Genomic DNA, 19,617 nt, shown 5'->3' with positions numbered 1-19,617 from the left:
TAATGTAAAAAAATTTAATTAATTTTCACGTTCACTGATTAGAAATCCAATAGACGATATTAAATACAGAGGATTATGAATAATTCCCAAAACTAAAAGTACAATATTCCATTTTTTGTTACTTATATTTTTAATCGCAAAATACGTTATAATTTGAAAAACTATAATAATTGCCAAAAACCCTAAAGAAAAAATAACTTTGGATAAACTATCTGAAATTGCAGTTACATCTTTTGGGTGTAATTGTGTGACAATGGGAACACTCACAATCAAAATGTTCTCTAACCAAAAAACTACCCATGAAAATATTCTAAAAAAATTGTCCGTTTTAGTCATGATATATCCCTCCAAAACTAATCGTTAATTAATGAATTATTCATCACATATAAACTAGTACAAAAGAGACTCTCAATGTATAAAACACCCTGAACTGTATAGTTTAAGGACTTAAAGTGGCTAGCGCTTGAGTAGATTTTTCAATTTTCTTTTAGATAACGGTGAAAAATATCGTATAAGTCCTTCATCTAAAATGATTTTATTATTGTTGAAATCCACTTCAAATACAGAGTTCCTATTAATCAGACATGCCCTACTTATCCTTATCATGTCAGGATAACTTTTACTTATTTCACTAATTTTTCCATAAAATTCAAATTTACTAGTCTTAGCATATAAATCCAATTTATGAGATATATTAGATGTTTCAATGAGTATCACATCAGATAGTTCAATATTATAAATTTTATTCCCAAATGAAAATGTAAATATCTTTTCTTTATTAATTACACTTTTCATTTCTATTATTCGCTCATTTGACACACGAAGAATATCCTGAATTTCTTTTCTAAAACTGTCATAAGATTGATCTTTTACTATATATCCTATAGCTTCAACTTTCCGTTTAAATGTAAGTGGGGCTAACTCATCATGAGATGTGACAAATACTATCTTAGCAGATACATCTATTTGCCTTATTCTGTAAGCAAGTTCTATCCCATCTATATAACTATGCAATCCAATATCCAAAAAATATATTCCATCTTGAACATTAAATTTTTCTAGGTAATCCAAAACTTCTACGGGCGCCGTTGTTTTTAATATATCGTTCATAAGCTCAGTATGAAATTGGATATAGTTTTCAATTATATGGCTAACCTTATTAAGTTGATCAATGTTATCTTCACAAATAATTATTGGACAGCTCATTTTATACCCTCATCTTTTATTAGTAATTCCAAATTAAATGATTTGTTTTTAACCTCGTATTTAGTACTTATAATATTAGGATATTCATTTCTAATTTTAATAAAATTATTCAATCCAATTCCCGAATGATTCTTTTTAGTAGAATACCCTTCACGTATCATTGTATATAAAGAATCATTTGTATTTAAACTATTAGATATAACAAATATCGTTCCATTATTTGCCAAAACAATTCCAATTTTTATACTACTCAATTCCTGACCATCTACAGCCTCTATAGCGTTATCCATTGCTATTCCTAATAATCTTATCAAATCATATATATTTATCGAAAAAAACTTAACTTTATTCCGACATTCAAAAGTACAATTAATACCTTTAAGGCTCATCCTATGAAACTTACTTATCAATAAGCTTTTTAAATACTTATTATCTACATTAACTATGTCCTTATATTGATTTAGAAATTGTCCTTTGAAGTAGTCATTAGAATAATCTTCAAATTTGTTTAATTCATCAAGAAAATCATTGTCATTAATTTGTTCTGCCTGCCCTCGTAAACTAATCAACATATTTCGGTAATCATGTTTGAATTCCCTTAACTTCTTTTGTTCACTTTCTAAAGATTGAGTATATATTTCCAAATTATTTATTTGCTCCTCAATAAGAGCCTGGTGATATTTTTTTTCTTGATGCCGCCTGTCGTGCAAAAAAATGAACAGCATGATTAAACTTTGAATAATAACAAATGAAATGACTAAATTATTCATAGACCTATATGCCTTAAACTTTTGTACTACTGAAATAAAAAAGAATATCGTTAAATATATGTAAAACATAATCATACTGGAAGTTATCGATTCATGCTTACCTAAATAATCTTCTACATGATATTTTATATACACTACAAGTACCACAATTAATATTAAACAATTTATGACAAAATCTATTGCTACTAATTTATATCCCATTACCACATTGGAGCTAATAAACGGAAACGTAATAATCGATGATAGGATATTACTAATATTAGTCACTAATACTGACAATAAAATATTTTCCAATAATAGATACTTATTTTCTGCTTTACTTTTAAAAAAAACAAAACACTCACATATATAAACAAGAGTGACTACGTCACCCACAAATATTTGACCAATAAACACGGTAAACAATACCGTTAAGTAATATATTACATGCCTAAATTTAAAAAGCTCGTTATCCTTATTAAAGGTTAAAAAAGTACATATCTGAATTAACGTAAGTAAAAAGTTTTCAACAATATACGCGTCAGTATCCATCGGAACCATAATTTTACTACCCCGTTTTAAGTATGACATTTATTACAACTTTAATAAGAAAAAATCTTGAACTACACAAAAATATATCCCGAACTAAAAAAGGACTACCAACCGGCAGTCCTGAGATTACATATTCTAAAATTATTCGTGATTCATTTGATCCATGAATGCTTTGAATGATGACTTCTTGTTGTCATCTTTCTTAGTATCCTTTGATTCAGCCAATTTGGCTAATCTCTTTTTTTCACTCTTGTCTAACTTTTTCATTCTTAATACCTCCATGTCTTTTTAAGACCATATGAGTTATTGCAAAGGAAATAGTAGGCGCATTAGCGTTGAGCTCTTTCTTGTGTAATTCATAATTGATCACGACTTCATGGTAGTCTTTTCAATTAATAATGCAAACATTTAGAAGAATGCACGATCATGAATTCCCATGTAACGACGATATACAAAACGAATTCCGTAAGCTATTGCGGCAACGATGAAGTAGCCGATTCCGCCTAACGTTGGATTAATAGATGTTGGTACGAATGCCATTGCACCTAAGAATAGGAACATTAGGATCAAACCAAATACCAAGTATCCAATAGTAATTCCCCAACCTGGACGTTCGTTCTTTGGCTTCTTCATTTGGTTGTTGAACCATGTTAACAATGATCCCCACATTGCTGAAAGGATAAGCAATGTTAAGATACCTGTTTGGTTATTTGGATCAGTCTTCTTGCTTGTGAAAGCAACGATTCCGTATAACAAGCCAAATAATGCGAAGAACAACAATGATGTATCGATTGCTGAAGCCCAAAATGGTGTAGCTTTCTTAGGCTTTGTAGGATGCACGATTTCTGTAGCCTTTTTAGTTACAGGTCCATAGAGTGTGTTCGCAGTAATACCTTTGATTTGGTTCTCAATGATCTCTGACATCAATTCATCAATTGATTGTTTAGCTTCATCTTCAGTGAATCCACCGTCGACCAAAAATCTGTTTAATCTGAATACATACTCTTCATTCTTGTTGCTTAACTTCTTACGTAATTCATCAGGAGTTGCAGTAGCAATCTTTTCTTTTGTTTCCTGATGTTTTACTTTTTTAGCTGCATTGCCCTTTTGTTTCTCCGCAGCTTGCTTATTCTTCTCTCTTAAATCTTCAGCCATTAATTCTCCCCCAAAATTAGACGTTGAATCTGAATTCTATGATGTCACCGTCTTGTACTTCGTAATCTTTACCTTCAACACGTAATTTACCAGCTTCTTTGACTGCTTGTTCACTACCTAATTCATCAAGTGCATCAAATGACATAACTTCAGCACGAATGAATCCACGTTCAAAGTCAGAGTGAATAATACCAGCAACTTGTGGTGCCTTCATACCCTTATGGAATGTCCAAGCACGTGTTTCTTTACCACCAGCAGTGAAGAATGTTCTTAGTCCCAATAATTTGTAACTAGCTTTGATCAACTTATCAAGACCAGATTCTTTAACACCTTCAGCTTCAAGGAAGTCACGTCTGTCATCATCGTCAAGTTCAGCAATTTCTTCTTCAGTCTTAGCAGAAACACCGATAACTTCAGCATTTTCTTTCTTAGCATAGTCTTCGATGATCTTGTAGTACTTAGAACCCTCAGGATCAGCCATATCATCTTCAGCGATATTAGCAACATACAAGACTGGCTTAGATGTCAATAAGAATAGTCCCTTAACGATTTTTTGTTCATCTTCATCGAAGTCAATAGTTCTAACAGAGCCGCCGTCTTCAAGCACAGGTTTGATCTTCTTAAGAACTTCGAACTCTTCTTGAGCATCCTTATCTTTAGCACTCTTAGCCATCTTTTCAACTTTTGTATAACGCTTATTAACAGCGTCAAGATCGGCAATACTCAATTCCAAGTTGATTGTTTCGATATCGTCCAATGGATCAACCTTACCAGTAACACTAGTAATATTGTCATCATCAAAAGCACGAACAACATGCACAATAGCATCAACTTGACGAATATTCTCAAGGAACTTGTTACCAAGTCCTTCACCCTTGCTGGCACCCTTAACGATTCCGGCAATATCTGTAAACTCAAAAGTTGTGTGAATTAATTTTTTAGCAGGAATTAAGCTGTCAATTCTTGATAAACGTTTGTCAGGAACCTCAACCATACCGACATTAGGGTCGATAGTAGCGAATGGATAGTTCGCCATTTCTGCACCAGCTTTTGTGATGGCATTGAATAATGTTGATTTTCCGACGTTAGGTAGTCCTACGATTCCGGCAGTTAAAGCCATTATAAATTCTCCTCATTTCCATTAATATTAGGTTGTACAATTTGTGTCTGCTTCAAATAAAATTCTTCTTGGTTAACATCAACTTGTGCAGCTTCAGTAATTACTTTTTTAAACTTCTTATTAAATTCATTTCTAGGAATCATCACAATATGACCACAGCCCAGGCACTTGACCTTGATATCTGCTCCCATACGAATAACTTCCCATTTGTTAGCCCCACAAGCATGAGGCTTCTTCATCATAACGATGTCACCTAAATTAAACATATCTAGTCCTCTAATCCAAACTAATTCCTAATATATCCAAAATACGATTAAGATCATCAGTATTAGAAAAATCGATTTCCAATTTTCCATGTCCGCTACGTGTTTCTCTCACAGCTACACCAGTATCGAACTTTTCAACTAATTTCTCTTCAGTTGCACGGATATAAGGTGATTTAGATTTTGAAACTTTCTTCTTTTTCTTGATATCATGCTTAGTCTCAGTAGCTAATTGTTCCAGTTGTCTAACAGTCAAATCTTCACTGACTGCACGTTTAGCCAATTTGTCGATTTGTTCCTTGTCTTTCAAACTCAACAAGGTTCTAGCTTGTCCCATTGAAAGGTCACCATGTTGAACTAATTTCTTAGTTGCTTCAGGAAGATTTAGTAGACGCAAGTAGTTTGCAATGTAAGGACGACTCTTGCCCAGACGTTGTGAAACTTGTTCCTGTGTCAAATTAAGCTTAGTGATCAAAGTTTGGTAAGCATCAGCTTCTTCAAGAGGTGTCAGATCTTCACGCTGCAAGTTTTCCAACACAGCAATCTCCATCATCCCTGATTCGCTCAATGGACGAACGATTGCCGGAATAGTAGTCTGCTTAGCAATTTTACTTGCACGGAAACGACGTTCCCCAGCAATTATTTCGAATCCATTGACACTTTCACGAACAATGATCGGTTGGAAGACACCGTTTTGCTCGATTGATCTAGCTAGTTCATTTAAGGCATGTTCATCAAAAGTCTTTCTTGGTTGATAAGGGTTTGGACGGATATCATCAAGTGATAGGTCAACGACTGTTTCAGAATTTTCATCAATTGCTTCAAATTCAGAAAAAATCGCATCGATACCTTTTCCAAGGCCTTTTTTATTTTTGTTTGATGCCATTACGTTTTAACACCTCCTTAGCAAGATCGCGATAAGCTTCAGCACCACGTGATTTGTCGTCAAAGTCAACGATTGGTAATCCGTAACTAGGTGCTTCAGCTAGTCGTGTATTACGTGGAACGATTGCTTTATAAACTCGATCGCCAAAGTAGGATTTCACTTCTTCAACAACTTGAGCACCAAGATTGGTTCTGGCGTCAAGCATAGTTAGAAGTACACCTTCAATAGCTAAGTTATTATTAAAATGTTTTTGAACCAGACGAATCGTGTTAAGCAACTGGCTCAATCCCTCCAAGGCATAATATTCACTTTGTACTGGAATGATGATGGAATCACTAGCGGTGAATGCATTAGTCGACAGTTGACCAAGTGATGGTGGACAATCAATCAAGACAATGTCGTACTGGTCGTCAATCTCTTCCAAACCAGCTCGAAGTCTAGTTTCACGTGCCATCATGGTTGTTAATTCCATTTCCGCACCGGCTAATTGAATGGTTGCCGGAACGATATCAAGATTCTTATGATTAGAATGAATAATTGTTTTGGCGAGTGGATATTCATTGACCAGCACATCATAGACATCCTTTTCAACGTTGGCTTTTTTAATACCCAGACCACTAGTAGCGTTACCTTGTGGATCAATATCTACTATCAAAACTCTTTGACCTAAGTCAGTTAAGCACGCACCAAGATTGATAGTCGTAGTTGTTTTACCTACACCACCTTTTTGGTTCGCAACGGATATTTTTCGTGCCATTTTATTCCCCTATTCTTTGAAATACATACATTAAATTTTAACATTTAATAGTAGTTAATTTAAGGTAATCTGTTATTTCACGAGTGGTTTTCTAGCAGGAGTCCCTGGCTTGCGAGGATATTTGTTTGGAGTCTGCTTTTCTTTTTTAATGAAGATAAAGTTTCTCAGTCCTTCATCATTTGGTAATTCAAATGATTTTTGTTCAGAAACCTTGCCTCCAAGAACTTGAATAGAATATTGAGCATGTTCCAATTCTTCAGGAGCCTTTTCAGACTTCATTGCGATAAAAGTTCCACCGATCTTGGTGAATGGCAGACATAGCTCCGTCAAAACATTCAATGCCGCAACGGCTCTGGCTGTTACAATATCGAATTTTTCACGATAAAGTTTGTTTTTACCGACTTCTTCGGCACGACCATGGACCAAAGTAACACCGTCCAAACCTAATTTCTTAACCAAACTATCTAAGAACTTGATTCTCTTATTCAGTGAATCAATAATAGTTATTTTCAACTTTGGATTAACGATCTTCAATGGGATCGATGGGAATCCTGCACCTGAACCAACATCACAAAGTGTTAGTTCATCTGTAAGTAGTTTTTCATCCGCAAAGTCCAAAACTAAAGAGTCATAAAAATGCTTCAAATAAACTTGGCTTTCCTCTGTAATTGTTGTCAGATTCATTACCTTATTCGTTTCAACTAATTCATGAAAATAAATTTCAAATTGTTTCTTTTGCTCATCATTTAGTTCGATACCCTTTTGTGCTAAAGCTTGATAGAATTCTTCCGGTTTCATTTGCACCCTCCACTCGTGAAACACTTGTTTCACACTTCTTAATCCTATATTATTCACGTACTTAATTCAATGATGACTTATTACATATAGTACATTTCAAAAATGTATTATAATTTCATTTAACGGAGGTAATTTACATGACAATTTGTACCATTAAACAAACTAATGAACTAACTTCAAAAGAAGTAATTGATATTATGAAAGCACGCACGACCGTTTTTGTTGTAGAACAAAATTGTCCATATCAAGAAGTCGACGATGACGATTACAACGATTGGCATGTTTGTCTGCTGGCTGGCAATGAAGATGACACAACCAATCTAGCTGCATATTCACGAATTATTGATAAAGGTGACTATGTGACCTTTGGACGTGTCCTAGTGGTTAAAAAATATCGTAAGAATGGATTGGGTCGAGAACTGATCAAAAAAACTCTGAATGAAATCAAAAATAGATTCCCATCCAAAACGATAAAAATCCAAGCTCAATCTTATCTAAAAGACTTTTATGGATCATTTGGATTCGAACAAATATCCGACATTTATTTGGAAGATGGCATACCTCATATGGATATGATCCTAAAAACGACATAATTGGCACCATGCCAGCGAAAAAATCTGATATTATGCGTTTTTATCGGTCTATATCATTGCCGATATGGAAAAAATAGACTACAATTATTTTTATTAAATTATCAAATATTGGGGAAATAACGGGATATTATTCTAAATAAAAAAGGGGATGCGTCCATGTATCGATTTTTTGCTCAACCGCAAGTAAACGAGAAGGATAAGTCTATTTTCGGATATGAGCTATTACTTCGCACCGATGAAAATGGTGCCTGGAGTCTTCCTAAAGACTTCACTGAAATTTCAATTGATGATCAAGCAGCATTGTTAGAAAGTATTTCTGGCAAACTTGACACAGGATTACATGACATAAATTTGGCTTTCAATCTTAACCAAAAACAGGCTAGTGATCCCCTAACCTTGGGTTCGATTATTGCGTTAAAGAAACGTATTAATCCTGCCGCTCTAACGATTGAGCTAACAGAGGCTCCAACTCTCGAAGAAATGAAAGAAATCAGCTTCATGCTACATCAGTACAAGATTGACGTAGTACTTGATGATGTTGGCACAGGTTCTAACACTTATGATAATGTTAAGTATCTGTTACCATACGTAGATCAAATCAAATTTGCCATGCAAAATTTGCGAATGGCTGGACAAGCCGAAAAAATTCCACACTGCTTGGAATTCTGGGTTAAACTAGCTCAGAAGTATCGTCTAGATATGGTTCTTGAAGGTGTCGAAGATGCAAATGACCAAATTTTGGCTAAGAAGTTTGGCATTGATATTCAACAAGGTTATCTTTATGGTAAGCCGGCTTTGGTTTAATGATTTTAGTTCTATTATAAATAGGTAAATATAGAAATAGGGATATGGCCTTTGATGGTCATATCCCTATTATTTTAGTGTTCTTTTTTCCGTCTCCGGTTGCGAGATATTTCATCTGCTGTGGGGGACCGGCCCCAGCCTTGGTCTGGAGCCTCGACTTTAAGCTTTGCTTCGCAAATCTTAAAGTTCGTCCCGTTCCGTAAGAACGGATAAACCGCCGTTCAACGGAACTTTCACAGCTGATAAAATATCTCACAACCTCCAACTAAATTTGCTAATTAAACAACAAAACAATTCGATATATTGAGTAATCATTTATTAAAACTATAATCTGCCGGAGGTCAAAATTATAATGTGGCTGTGATAGTGCTGTTGGATGGTAATTTTCCATCCTTACAGCACAGGATGTCTTTTGAAATCTGCGGTCTGTGCAGAGTTCAAAAATAAGTTTTCAGACCGCCTTTTGGCTGAAGACGTTCCCACCAGCAGCATTATAACTTTTAACTGTAGGCAACCACATATTAAGCAATTGAATCCCAAGCAGGAAGCAAAACTGGTTCTTGATCAAGCATCTTCAACTCATCGCCAGTAAGATACTTCTTATTAACAACAACATCATAAGCATGATCATTGAACCAATCATCATCCATTGTGAAGTAGCCCTTTTCACCACGAGCTTCTCCCCAAGAATTCTCAACCTTCCAGCGATTTGGTTTATCGTCAACCAGATTGACACCTGTTAGAACCATTGCGTGAGAAATTGAAGCTTGTTTGTAGTCCAAGGCCTCTCCACGGCTCATCTTAGTGTCAATACCAAACAACTTGTCATATTGATACATGTTACCTGACATCAAGCCTTTACTTCTGTCTGATTGTTTAGCAACATCGTTACCAAACAATACAACCTTGCCATCCTTTAATTGAGCAATTGCCATTTCCTTTAATCTGCTTAATGGAAGATTAAAGAATGTAGTTGCATTTTTACCAACGATATTGCCTTCGAATTCAATATTGTAAAGTTTGCCGTATTCCTTATCTATTTGTGGAGCATTCAAAACATCGACATAATCATCAAAATTAATTGTGAAGTATTTGTTCAAGAATTCCTTTGGTGTAATGCTTGTTTCTTCAATCATCTTGTCCTTATCATTACGGATTGACAATTCGAAATTTACTGGTGGTTGACCGAATGCATATACACAAACCTTGTATACTTCTGACAACATTTCATCCACTCGTTGATCGACCTCAGCTTCAGATTTACCCTCATTAACTAACTTACGTAATTCAATTCCGTTCTTGCGCAACATTGTACCAAGAACCGAATTGAATTCTGTTGTATTATTAGAAACAGCGGTCTCTGGCATTGCATATGCAGGTACTACACCATATTTTTCGACTAAGTCTACTGCAAACTGCCAGAAACCACCGTCACCATTGGGATAGCTGAACAATGAATTGACTTTGCGATCTTCAACTGGCAAAGCTGCGGTCTTAATTATTCCTTGATAGAAATAATTAGCTTTTTCCAAACGATCCCAGAATGATGAATAATTTTGCGACAACTCAAAATCTTTTACATCATACTTAGATGAAAATTCTGTCCGCAATGTTGTTAAAGCTGAGAATAGCCAACAACGTCCGGAATGCTTCTGATCAGATACCTTTCCTGTTTTAACTTGGACATTAAAAGTAGGATTTAATTTGCTTTTGACATCTAAATTTTCAGCAGCTTTGAAGATACCAACTTGAGCAACTGAGTTTTTCAACACATTATTTGTTGCATCTTGATTTAAGTTCTTGCGAAAGTCTGCTAAAATTTCATTATTAATTTCTTTAGTCACATTAATCACCTCATTATCTAATTATATTACAATAGTTTTAATCAAATTGGAGAAAAACATGACAGAAACAATAAAAATCGCTTATTTATACGAAGATTTAATGAATACATACGGAGACAGTGGTGATGTAAAAATCCTCAGTTTCCTATTAAAAGAAAAAGGTTATAACACTCAAGTCGACAATATCAGCTTGGGCGCCGACTTCAATGCCTTTAATTACGACTTCTTATTCTGGGGTGGTGGTCAAGACTTCGAACAATCAGTTGTTGCCAAGGACTTAGTTCGTCACAAGGATACAATTGAACAATATATCAATGCTAACAAGCCAATGCTTTGCATCTGTGGTGGCTATCAATTCCTCGGTGCCTACTACGAAACTTCTAGCGGTGAGACTATCAAAGGACTGGGAATCTTGCCATTCCATACAATTTTCAAGGCTGACAGTCGTATGATCGGTGATACAGAGTATGAAACAGAATGGGGCAAGGTTCGTGCTTTTGAGAACCATTCAGGACGTACTTATTTCGACGATAAGACTATGTTGAAACCATTCGGTAAGATGATCGAAGGCTATGGAAACAATCCCGAAGAAGGTAACGAAGGTATGCGTTATAAAAACACTATCGGTAGCTATTCTCACGGACCTATCTTGAAGAATGAAAATGTTGCTCGTGCAATTGCAGATAAGATTGTTACATCACATAAGGAACGTATGGCAGCTACTGCCAAATAATAATTATTAAACCCAAAAAGGAAGCATGCCTAAATTTTAGACATGCTTCCTTTTCTATGTATTTTAATCTAAAAATTTATTAGCCTTCAGAATAGCTGTTGAAATTGCTGGAGCAATAATAATTGCGGCAACCATTTCTGGTAATCCGTTAGTTCCAACGATTATCAGCAACAACTTATTCAGCAAGTCTGTTTGTGTTGCATAAGTTTGTGACAAAGCACTGGCATACATGACTCTCATTAGTCCTAAGACCAATACTGTATTAGTTAGTGATCCAAATGCGGAAGCTATCCCCATGGCAACAACGCGTTTTTTAAAACGATTTTTGAATGCCAAATACAGATATCCAGCAACTAATCCTACGATAACTCTTGGCAATACCGCTACGATTGGATTAGTAAATACTGTCGTATCAATAATCGATGTGGGACTAGTAAACGCTCTGACCATAGTTCCCAATCCCCAGACAAGACCAACAATTGCTCCATCTTTGGGACCAAGTACGATAGCCGCCACAATAACCGTGATATGAATAATAGTAATATTGATGAATCCAGTTGGAATGAACCCCAAGAAAGGTACTAATGACTGAACAAAAATAATCGCCATTAGAATGCCTAGAATAGCGATACGGTAGGCTTTTCGTTTTTGCATTAGATATGTTCTCCTCAAATAATTTCTTTAATTCTATATTATTCTTCCCAACTAATCAAAATTTACTGATTAAATCTGATTCATTTAAAAAGTTCGTTTCCGAATTCGACTTAACGACACTGGTGTCATACCCAAGAACGATGCTACAAAATGTAACGGCACACGTTCAATAACTTCTGGATCATTATCAACAAGTTCTTGATATCGTTGTTCTGGAGAATGTTGAATCTGTGAGAAGAAGATATTGCGATATTCAATAAAACGTTCGCAAATAAAACTAGTAATAGAAGCCTCAATGGATGGATAATTCTGTCTAATTTCATCAAAATGACGTTTGCTGAGCCTCAAAACTTGAGTATCCTCAATTGCTTCAATTGAGAAACCGCTTGGCTTACCCAAGTAAAAACTCTCGAAAGAAGAAACTATTTGGTTTTCAAAGAAAAACTGCAATGTAATATCTCGACCATTGTCGTTGTGCCATAATCTCAATGCACCTTTGAGAACAATATAGACTTCTGTAGAAACATTCCCTTCATCCAGTAAAATACTACCTTTTTGAAATTTCTCTGGAATAAATAAAGGATTAAGCTCAGCCCAATGCTTTGCAATATCTGGAAATTCATTTTTTAAATAATCTGATAATTCTTTTTCCACAAAGATTCACTTCCTACTCTCAAATTAACAATTGTTAATGCTCAATATTACTACCTCGCATAAACTATGGTCATCAATTAAAAACGAGGTATTTATTTATGAAAACTGTAATTATTTTTGACCACCCATATACCGCTACTGCATCAGACAATATTCCCCATCATCGTTCATTCCTAGCTGCATTACTCAAGACAACCATCAAACAATTACGTGACGAGAATAACGACGTAGATCTTATTGACCTGCACGCTGATAACTTCAATCCTGTAATGACTGCTGATGATCTATCAAATTGGCGTCGTAGTAAACCCATCGACTCACAAGTAGAAGACTATCAAAATAGACTTTTAGATGCTGACAGAATTATCTTCATGTTTCCTATTTGGTGGGAAGTTATGCCTGCAATGACTAAGGGATTCCTCGACAAAGTCTATGCCAAAGGTATTCTTTATCAAGCTGATTCAATGAAAAACAAATTAACTAAGTCGCCTAAAATTGAAGTTATAACAACCATGAGCACACCTAGCTTCGCATATAAATTTCTCATTGGATCACCTATCACCAAAATGCTTTTTAGAGGGACATTCATTAAAACTAGACTTTGGAATTTCAAATGGAAGAACTTCTCCGGAGTAGAAAAAAAGCCCTTAGCCAAACGTGAACAAATACTACGTGACTTCAGACTTTAATTTTACTGTCTATTCACCTTCAGCTGCGTCAACAGCCTTTATAACGGCGTTACGAAATCCATATTCTTCCAATGCGGCTACACCTTTAATAGTAGATCCGCCTGGTGAAGTTACTTCATCTTTTAATGCTGATGGATTAATGTCAGATTGAAGAGCTAATTTACTTGCTCCAAGTGCCATACCAATCGCAGCATCATAGGCAAGTTTTCTATCCAAACCATGTTTAACTCCAGCATCACTTAGAGCTTCAATGAACAAGTCTAAGAATGCAGGACTGCATCCAGCAACCGTACCAAGGATTCCCAATTGTGTCTCTGGCACCTCAACTAGTTGACCCGTGTAGCCCATAACTGAGGCAACTTGTTTCTTTTCGTCATCAGTAAATTTCTCTGAATAAGTAATTCCTGTGAAACCAGCACCAACTTTAACAGGTGTATTAGGAATTGCATGCGCTACTTTTGCATCTGGCAAAGCTTGTCTTAACTTGGCAACACTTGCACTACCAGTGAAGGCAATTACCAGTTTATCTTTGCTGACAGCCTTCAACTCTGAAAGTACGCTATCCAAAGCATTAGCACCAACACCAATGAAGATAGGATTAGCATCTTCCATTTGTTTAATTTTTTGTACCATTTTGAAGCCTAGATGTTCTTGTAAATCTTTCGTGCGGTTCGACTTACCACCCTTAACAAGAATCTCTTGAGCGTCATAGCCATTTTTAACCAAGCCAGTGATTACAGCACCACCGATACTACCTGCACCAATAAATCCAATCATATCTAATACCCCTTTTCAGTATTCGTTGCTTCTATTCTATCGAAGTTTGACTCAAATATAAAACTTATTGTAGATGGATTTTAGTGAGTATTAAAATCTTTTATTTTTAAAATAATATGTAAAATATTATCTTTTAGTTATAGAATTTAGTTATCGTAATTAAAGGAGAAAATAATGAAAAGGAAAATCTGGGGATTATTAATAATTGTATTAACTGTCGTCACGGCAACGGGTTGCGGCATTCATCGTAAAGCAAAATCATCGGCAACTAATATCAAAACGGAATATTACCAAGATTTATCTAAGCATGATCGCCAAAATAATAACTTCAAGTTTAAAGCTATTGAAGATGAATCTACCAGTGGTGACCAGACAAATTATCTAGTCGATATGACGATTAAGAATAATAGTAGGAAGAATATAAAGTTTGATCTGTCTAAATTCGTCATGCTGAATCCATATGATTCAAATACAAAAGTTACATCAAATAAGAAAAAAGTTATTACTGTAAAAGCTGGACAAAAGAAAACCATCAATTCAATCTTCGAAAAAGTTTCGAAAGATGTTCTTGACGGTCAAGGTGCTTATTACTATTTAAACAAGAACTACAAATTAGCGTACTTCTACAAGTCATATAGTAATAACGGCGTTACATCAGATAATTTAAAATCTGGTGCCGCAAAGAAATTCAATGCTACTAAACAAGAAGCCGTTGTTAAGAATCCTGATGAAAATGATTCTACAACTAGTGATACAAATCAAAATAACAATTCAACAACCTCTAACACAACAGCTACAAAACAACAAAACACTTCACAAAGTTCAGACACAACGGATCAAAATATTATAACTACTGAATCACAAGCCATTGCGCTATTCAAACATATGTGGGGAATGGAGTCCAGAGACGACTTTGCAGCATATCCTGTTGACGGAGGATTCTTTGTACATTCCACGACAGATGGTTTTGAAAGCCTTGATTCTACAATTCTATACAATGGTGATGCTGTTTCAAGTGATGGAACAGTTACAAAATATGCTCAACTATCTCAACCATTAAACAGTGATATTTCTGACGGAAAACCATTTGATCCAACTAAATACTAACAAACCGATGTAAACCTTTTCCAAAACATCGTAATAGTGTATTCTAAGTACACTAGGGAGGTTTCATCGACTATGAAAAACTATCGCTCCAGAGCTGAGCTTAAGAAGGAAGTCAAAAACTTACTTAAGCGTCGTTGGACAACAGGTGTACTACTATACTTAATACCACTACTTATAACCGGTGCTGGTAACACTGCTAACAATCACAATCCAAATGTAAAATTTGTTTACGGGTCAACAGATTTTTATGTAAACTTTGCAATGATTTTCAAGATCCTTGCAATTACCGGTATCGTTTCATTCGTACTTGGGGTTATCTTTTCACTTATTTCAATTTCAGCAACTTTTAGAGGATTCGACTGGGTGAATGATCCAGAATTAGATGTTCATCCTATCAAGAGTAATTTCACTTATTTCAGAAGTCCTGACTGGTGGAAATTGATGGTCACGTACCTATTGGTAAATGTCTTCACATTCCTATGGTCATTACTCTTAATTGTACCGGGAATTATCAAAGGATTCTCATATTCACAAACATACTTTATCTATAAAGATTTGAATGACCGTGGTCTAGCTGATGATTATTCCTTAACTGACTACATCACTAAGAGTAAGCAATTGATGCGTGGTAACAAATGGCGTTACTTCGTACTTCAATTGAGCTTTATAGGTTGGTTCATTCTTGGAGCAGCCACCGTAATTGGTATGCTTTGGGTATTTCCTTACTACAAACTTACAATGGCTAACTTCTACAAAGACCTAGCTGAACAAAATCAAGATATTTTAGGATATTAAATACAAAAATAGCGAGGCCTTTAGGCTTCGCTATTTTTTACCATTGAATAAATATTAGCATCATGAAACTTACCTGCTGAATAAATATGTTCTTTTAGAGTTCCATCCAAGTGAAATCCACTTCGAACAGCAACCGCATTACTTGCCTCGTTCTCTACCTCAGCTAAGAGTGTGATTTTGTGCATATCAAGTTCTTCAAAGGCTATTTTAACTGTGGCTTCAGTCACACGTGTCATAACGCCGCTATGCTGGAATCTTTTTCCCAACCAATAACCAATTGAACAATGATGATTGGGATGATCAAAGTCATGGAAATCAAACATCCCTGCAACCTGTCCATCTACCAATATTGTCGTGGGCCACAAAGCCTTCTTCGCCATTTGTTTCTGGCAATACTCAAGAAAACGATGTTCATTCACAACTGTTTTGGTGTCTTCGGCCCATGGCATATATTCCTCTAGTTGTGTTCTATTTTCATCGACCAAAGCAAACAATGCCTTATCGTCATCTGGTTGAACAAATCTTATTTGAATGTGTTCATCAACTGTCCAACTGGTCTTTTTTGTCACAAAGCTCATCCCCTAGATTACTTTGTGTAATGGTATACCACATCATGCAAAAGTTGTACAACTTCCTTACCAGCTTTGTCATTATAGTACTTAGCGAATCTGTCATCTGCTAGATACATATCGACCAATCCTCTATGTGCTTCGGCAGTATAGTTAGGCCAGCTGTAACTGAGCCACTGTTTATGATCCTCATAAACAGACTTTGCGGCATCTGAATCCAAATCATCTGCACTGATCTTAGTAAGATTATTGAACATGTCATTCTCGATTTCTTGCATCTTCTGAATATCATTCTCACTTAATTTCATGAACTTATGATTAGACTTTTCAACTGTATCCTCGCCATATTTCTCACGAATTTCAGTTCCGAATTCTTCTTCATTTTGTTTTAATTTAGTATTCTTAAATGCTTCAAATTTTTCATTATCAGTCATAATTAATTCTCCTTGTTTATCTTTGATAGTTCTATCAATAGTTGTTAGAAGAGAATTGATATCTTGTTGTTTCATAAGCAATAATTTCTGCTGCTCCTTTAGAGCTGACAACTCAGAATAATCATCATCACACATCAATTGTTGAATTTTTGCCAGCGGAAACTCCAAGGCCTTGTAAAAGAGTATCTGCTGCAACTGATTCACCTGATTTTCATCATAAATTCTGTAATTATTCTTATTATTATAGTTAGGTTTTAACAAATCAATTTGGTCATAATAACGTAGTGTGCGTGTACTAACTCCTGCCAGATCAGCAAGTTGCTTAATCGTATATTCCATAGGTTTCTCCTCCAACAAAAAGAAGTTTAATGTATGACGCAACGTAAAGGTCAAGAAAGTTTTCAAATCAATATCACTTTTTTGGCTTAACTGTTAATATAAAGGTTAAATCATAATAAAAAACTAGGTGGGTGAAATTATGAACGAATTCGTTCAAGTATTAACTATTGCCGGTTCCGACTCTGATGGTAGCGCCGGAGCTCAAGCAGATCTTAAAACTTTTATGGCACGCGGTGTTTATGGCATGTCAGTCCTAACTGCAGCAGTTGCTGGTAATTCATATGGCATCCACGATAGTGTCAACATGCCGTCAAGCTTCATTAAGAGTCAAATCAAAGATATCAAAGATGACTTTGAAGTTTCAGCTTTTAAGACAGGTATGCTTTCTGATTCTGAAATTATTCATACAGTTGCCGAAGAGATTAAAGATAAACCTTTCGGAACTTTCGTACTAGACCCAGTTATTATTACAAAACACGGTGCAATGCTTCTTGAAACTGAAGCCTACCAAACTTTGATCGATGAACTATTCCCATTAGCTGATTTGATCACACCTAATTTCTATGAAGCTAAGAAGCTTTCTGGATTAGAGCTCAACACTCATGAAGAAATCGTCGAAGCTGCACACAAATTAAGAGCTCTCGGACCTAAGAATATCATGATCAAAGGTGAACACGCCGATGATTCAATCGATTCAGTTGAAGATTTTGTTCTACTTGAAGATGGTCAATCATTCTGGATCTCAGAACCTTACGTTAAAACTGAACATATCAATGGTACCGGAGACACTTTGTCAGCAAGTATTGTTGCCGAAATGGCCAAAGGTGAATCCATGGAAGACGCCATTAGAACTTCCAAAACATTTACATATCAAGCCATCAAAAACGAAATCGCCGTTGGACACAAATACGGACCTATTAACCATTTCGTGAAGGATGATGTAAAATAAGACTAAAGAGTTAAACGAACTGGAGGGTTAACTTCATGGTAAGAATTACAAAAATTTCTGCCGGAACATTGCTACTTATTCTATCGATCGTATTGATGATCAAGTCTGGCTTTGAAAACTTTATTGCTGCTTTGGTCGGAACTGGTGCAATTGGTGGAGCGGCAGGGATTTTATTAGCCATAACCTATATTATTGCGGCTGCAATTTATATTTTGACGAACAGAACCTACAGCGTTGTACCTGACGTTGTCAGTTTTGTGATTTTGATTTTGGGTGGATTAATGGGATTATTCAATTCCAATCTACCTGACACTAAGTTCTTAGTTATCTGGTCTTGGCTCGGTATCGTTATCGGAGCAATTGTTCTAATTATCAGTATTACCGACTTGATCATGCATCCCGTTCCAGATGAAGATGACGATCAACAAGATGAATATTATGACCAACAAAATCAAAATGGTTATCCTCAACAACAATTCAACGGACAACCTAATCAATACCCTCAATCAAACAACATGCAACAACCTATGCAAGGAATGAACATGAATCAGGGTATGAATCCAAATCAATTTGGTCAAGCTCAATATCCATCGCAACCTAATAACCAATATAATCCTAATCAACCAAATGGTTATCAAAATCAATATCAACAGCCTGCACCTCAAAATAATCAATATGGTTATCGTAATTCTCAACCTAATAATCAAATGAACGGCATGAATCAAGGACAAAATCCATACGCTAGATCTAACCAAATGCCTGCTCAACAACAGAATCAATTTAACCCTCGCATGAATCGTCAAAATCCTGCAAATATGCAACAAGGATTCCCTCAACAAAGTCAACAGACAAGTTATCCAGTTCCATCAAATAACGGACAATTTGGTCGAAATAACCAATTTAATAACAATCAAATAAATAATAATAATCAGGCAAACAGATCAAATCAATTTGGTAATTCACCTCAAAATAATCAGATGAATAATCAAGCTGGAAATGGTCAATTTACCGCGCCACAACAGGGCTTTGGACAACAACAGAATCCAAATCAGGCACCAACAAATGGACCTTATGGATTCCAGAATTTTGATCCAAGTCAAAGCCGTAGTCGCAGATAATTTTAAGCACAAAATCATTCTTTTGATTTTGTGCTTTTTTTTCAAAATTAAGTGCTTATTGTTGATTATTTC

At 35.5% G+C, this 19,617-nt stretch carries 24 protein-coding genes; 8 read left to right on the top strand and 16 right to left on the bottom strand.

The window, feature by feature from the left end; translation table 11 throughout:
* Window positions 1-18: 18 nt before the first annotated feature.
* The 10 genes from EKM66_RS02740 to rsmG form a co-directional block, all read right to left on the bottom strand.
* A complete protein-coding gene (locus tag EKM66_RS02740) occupies window positions 19-336 on the bottom strand; it encodes a hypothetical protein (protein ID WP_125761459.1) in 318 nt (105 codons plus the stop codon).
* 120 nt (window positions 337-456) lie between these two features.
* A complete protein-coding gene (locus tag EKM66_RS02735) occupies window positions 457-1,206 on the bottom strand; it encodes a LytR/AlgR family response regulator transcription factor (protein ID WP_125761457.1) in 750 nt (249 codons plus the stop codon).
* The gene (locus EKM66_RS02730; protein ID WP_164505023.1) at window positions 1,203-2,516 is read right to left on the bottom strand and encodes a GHKL domain-containing protein; all 1,314 of its coding nucleotides are present in this window, start codon (window positions 2,514-2,516) and stop codon (window positions 1,203-1,205) included. Before EKM66_RS02730 ends, EKM66_RS02735 begins: the two co-directional genes overlap by 4 nt.
* A gap of 132 nt (window positions 2,517-2,648) precedes the next feature.
* Complete coding sequence (locus EKM66_RS12830) at window positions 2,649-2,774, bottom strand: hypothetical protein (protein WP_263854121.1); 126 nt, start codon at window positions 2,772-2,774, stop codon at window positions 2,649-2,651.
* A 141-nt stretch (window positions 2,775-2,915) separates the two neighbouring features.
* Window positions 2,916-3,662, bottom strand: coding sequence for a DUF1129 family protein (locus tag EKM66_RS02725; RefSeq protein ID WP_125761453.1), 747 nt, complete (start codon window positions 3,660-3,662; stop codon window positions 2,916-2,918).
* 16 nt (window positions 3,663-3,678) lie between these two features.
* Window positions 3,679-4,782 (bottom strand): redox-regulated ATPase YchF, encoded by a 1,104-nt coding sequence (gene ychF, locus EKM66_RS02720; protein WP_125761451.1) that lies wholly within the window; start codon window positions 4,780-4,782, stop codon window positions 3,679-3,681.
* Window positions 4,782-5,048 carry a DUF951 domain-containing protein gene (locus EKM66_RS02715; protein WP_125761449.1) on the bottom strand — a complete coding sequence of 89 codons (267 nt, stop codon included), beginning with the start codon at window positions 5,046-5,048 and terminating at the stop codon, window positions 4,782-4,784. Before EKM66_RS02715 ends, ychF begins: the two co-directional genes overlap by 1 nt.
* 10 nt (window positions 5,049-5,058) lie before the next feature.
* Window positions 5,059-5,931 (bottom strand): ParB/RepB/Spo0J family partition protein, encoded by an 873-nt coding sequence (locus tag EKM66_RS02710; RefSeq protein ID WP_125761447.1) that lies wholly within the window; start codon window positions 5,929-5,931, stop codon window positions 5,059-5,061.
* A complete protein-coding gene (locus EKM66_RS02705) occupies window positions 5,912-6,688 on the bottom strand; it encodes a ParA family protein (protein ID WP_125761445.1) in 777 nt (258 codons plus the stop codon). Before EKM66_RS02705 ends, EKM66_RS02710 begins: the two co-directional genes overlap by 20 nt.
* Before the next feature lie 72 nt (window positions 6,689-6,760).
* Window positions 6,761-7,486 (bottom strand): 16S rRNA (guanine(527)-N(7))-methyltransferase RsmG, encoded by a 726-nt coding sequence (gene rsmG / locus EKM66_RS02700; protein ID WP_125761443.1) that lies wholly within the window; start codon window positions 7,484-7,486, stop codon window positions 6,761-6,763.
* A gap of 137 nt (window positions 7,487-7,623) precedes the next feature.
* On the opposite strand from rsmG, the gene EKM66_RS02695 reads away from it, so the two are divergent.
* Window positions 7,624-8,079 (top strand): GNAT family N-acetyltransferase, encoded by a 456-nt coding sequence (locus EKM66_RS02695; RefSeq protein WP_125761439.1) that lies wholly within the window; start codon window positions 7,624-7,626, stop codon window positions 8,077-8,079.
* A gap of 156 nt (window positions 8,080-8,235) precedes the next feature.
* Window positions 8,236-8,883 carry an EAL domain-containing protein gene (locus tag EKM66_RS02690; protein WP_125761437.1) on the top strand — a complete coding sequence of 216 codons (648 nt, stop codon included), beginning with the start codon at window positions 8,236-8,238 and terminating at the stop codon, window positions 8,881-8,883.
* A 521-nt stretch (window positions 8,884-9,404) separates the two neighbouring features.
* Here EKM66_RS02690 and EKM66_RS02685 read toward each other — a convergent pair.
* On the bottom strand, window positions 9,405-10,727 hold the full coding sequence (locus EKM66_RS02685; RefSeq protein WP_125761435.1) for a C1 family peptidase: 1,323 nt from the start codon (window positions 10,725-10,727) through the stop codon (window positions 9,405-9,407).
* A gap of 58 nt (window positions 10,728-10,785) precedes the next feature.
* Here EKM66_RS02685 and EKM66_RS02680 point away from each other — a divergent pair, with 58 nt between their 5' ends.
* Window positions 10,786-11,460: a type 1 glutamine amidotransferase gene (locus EKM66_RS02680; protein WP_125761433.1), complete on the top strand. Its 675-nt coding sequence runs from the start codon at window positions 10,786-10,788 to the stop codon at window positions 11,458-11,460.
* A gap of 63 nt (window positions 11,461-11,523) precedes the next feature.
* On the opposite strand, the gene EKM66_RS02675 is transcribed toward EKM66_RS02680, so the two are convergent.
* Both EKM66_RS02675 and EKM66_RS02670 read right to left on the bottom strand, forming a co-directional pair.
* Window positions 11,524-12,114 carry an ECF transporter S component gene (locus EKM66_RS02675; protein ID WP_125761431.1) on the bottom strand — a complete coding sequence of 197 codons (591 nt, stop codon included), beginning with the start codon at window positions 12,112-12,114 and terminating at the stop codon, window positions 11,524-11,526.
* Window positions 12,115-12,198: 84 nt separating this feature from the next.
* The gene (locus EKM66_RS02670) at window positions 12,199-12,768 is read right to left on the bottom strand and encodes a Crp/Fnr family transcriptional regulator (protein WP_125761428.1); all 570 of its coding nucleotides are present in this window, start codon (window positions 12,766-12,768) and stop codon (window positions 12,199-12,201) included.
* A gap of 98 nt (window positions 12,769-12,866) precedes the next feature.
* On the opposite strand from EKM66_RS02670, the gene EKM66_RS02665 reads away from it, so the two are divergent.
* Entirely contained in the window at window positions 12,867-13,457 is a 591-nt protein-coding gene (locus tag EKM66_RS02665; RefSeq protein ID WP_125761426.1) for an NAD(P)H-dependent oxidoreductase, read from the top strand.
* Between the two features lie 9 nt (window positions 13,458-13,466).
* Here the strand turns inward: EKM66_RS02665 and proC are convergent, their stop codons facing one another.
* Window positions 13,467-14,234, bottom strand: a complete 768-nt coding sequence (proC, locus tag EKM66_RS02660) for a pyrroline-5-carboxylate reductase (RefSeq protein WP_125761424.1) — start codon at window positions 14,232-14,234, stop codon at window positions 13,467-13,469.
* A 174-nt stretch (window positions 14,235-14,408) separates the two neighbouring features.
* Between proC and EKM66_RS02655 the strand changes: the two genes are divergently transcribed.
* The gene (locus EKM66_RS02655; RefSeq protein ID WP_125761422.1) at window positions 14,409-15,341 is read left to right on the top strand and encodes a hypothetical protein; all 933 of its coding nucleotides are present in this window, start codon (window positions 14,409-14,411) and stop codon (window positions 15,339-15,341) included.
* A gap of 72 nt (window positions 15,342-15,413) precedes the next feature.
* The gene (locus EKM66_RS02650) at window positions 15,414-16,136 is read left to right on the top strand and encodes a DUF975 family protein (protein WP_125761420.1); all 723 of its coding nucleotides are present in this window, start codon (window positions 15,414-15,416) and stop codon (window positions 16,134-16,136) included.
* Window positions 16,137-16,156: 20 nt separating this feature from the next.
* On the opposite strand, the gene EKM66_RS02645 is transcribed toward EKM66_RS02650, so the two are convergent.
* Both EKM66_RS02645 and EKM66_RS02640 read right to left on the bottom strand, forming a co-directional pair.
* Window positions 16,157-16,705 carry a GNAT family N-acetyltransferase gene (locus tag EKM66_RS02645; protein WP_164505022.1) on the bottom strand — a complete coding sequence of 183 codons (549 nt, stop codon included), beginning with the start codon at window positions 16,703-16,705 and terminating at the stop codon, window positions 16,157-16,159.
* A 17-nt stretch (window positions 16,706-16,722) separates the two neighbouring features.
* On the bottom strand, window positions 16,723-17,478 hold the full coding sequence (locus EKM66_RS02640) for a MerR family transcriptional regulator (RefSeq protein ID WP_125761416.1): 756 nt from the start codon (window positions 17,476-17,478) through the stop codon (window positions 16,723-16,725).
* Window positions 17,479-17,614: 136 nt separating this feature from the next.
* On the opposite strand from EKM66_RS02640, the gene thiD reads away from it, so the two are divergent.
* Window positions 17,615-18,427 carry a bifunctional hydroxymethylpyrimidine kinase/phosphomethylpyrimidine kinase gene (thiD, locus tag EKM66_RS02635; RefSeq protein WP_164505027.1) on the top strand — a complete coding sequence of 271 codons (813 nt, stop codon included), beginning with the start codon at window positions 17,615-17,617 and terminating at the stop codon, window positions 18,425-18,427.
* A gap of 35 nt (window positions 18,428-18,462) precedes the next feature.
* Window positions 18,463-19,545, top strand: a complete 1,083-nt coding sequence (locus EKM66_RS02630; protein WP_125761412.1) for a hypothetical protein — start codon at window positions 18,463-18,465, stop codon at window positions 19,543-19,545.
* Window positions 19,546-19,617 lie beyond the last annotated feature (72 nt).

Source organism: Companilactobacillus hulinensis (assembly GCF_003946555.1).
GTDB lineage: Bacteria > Bacillota > Bacilli > Lactobacillales > Lactobacillaceae > Companilactobacillus > Companilactobacillus hulinensis.
This window is presented reverse-complemented; position numbering and strand designations above follow the sequence as displayed.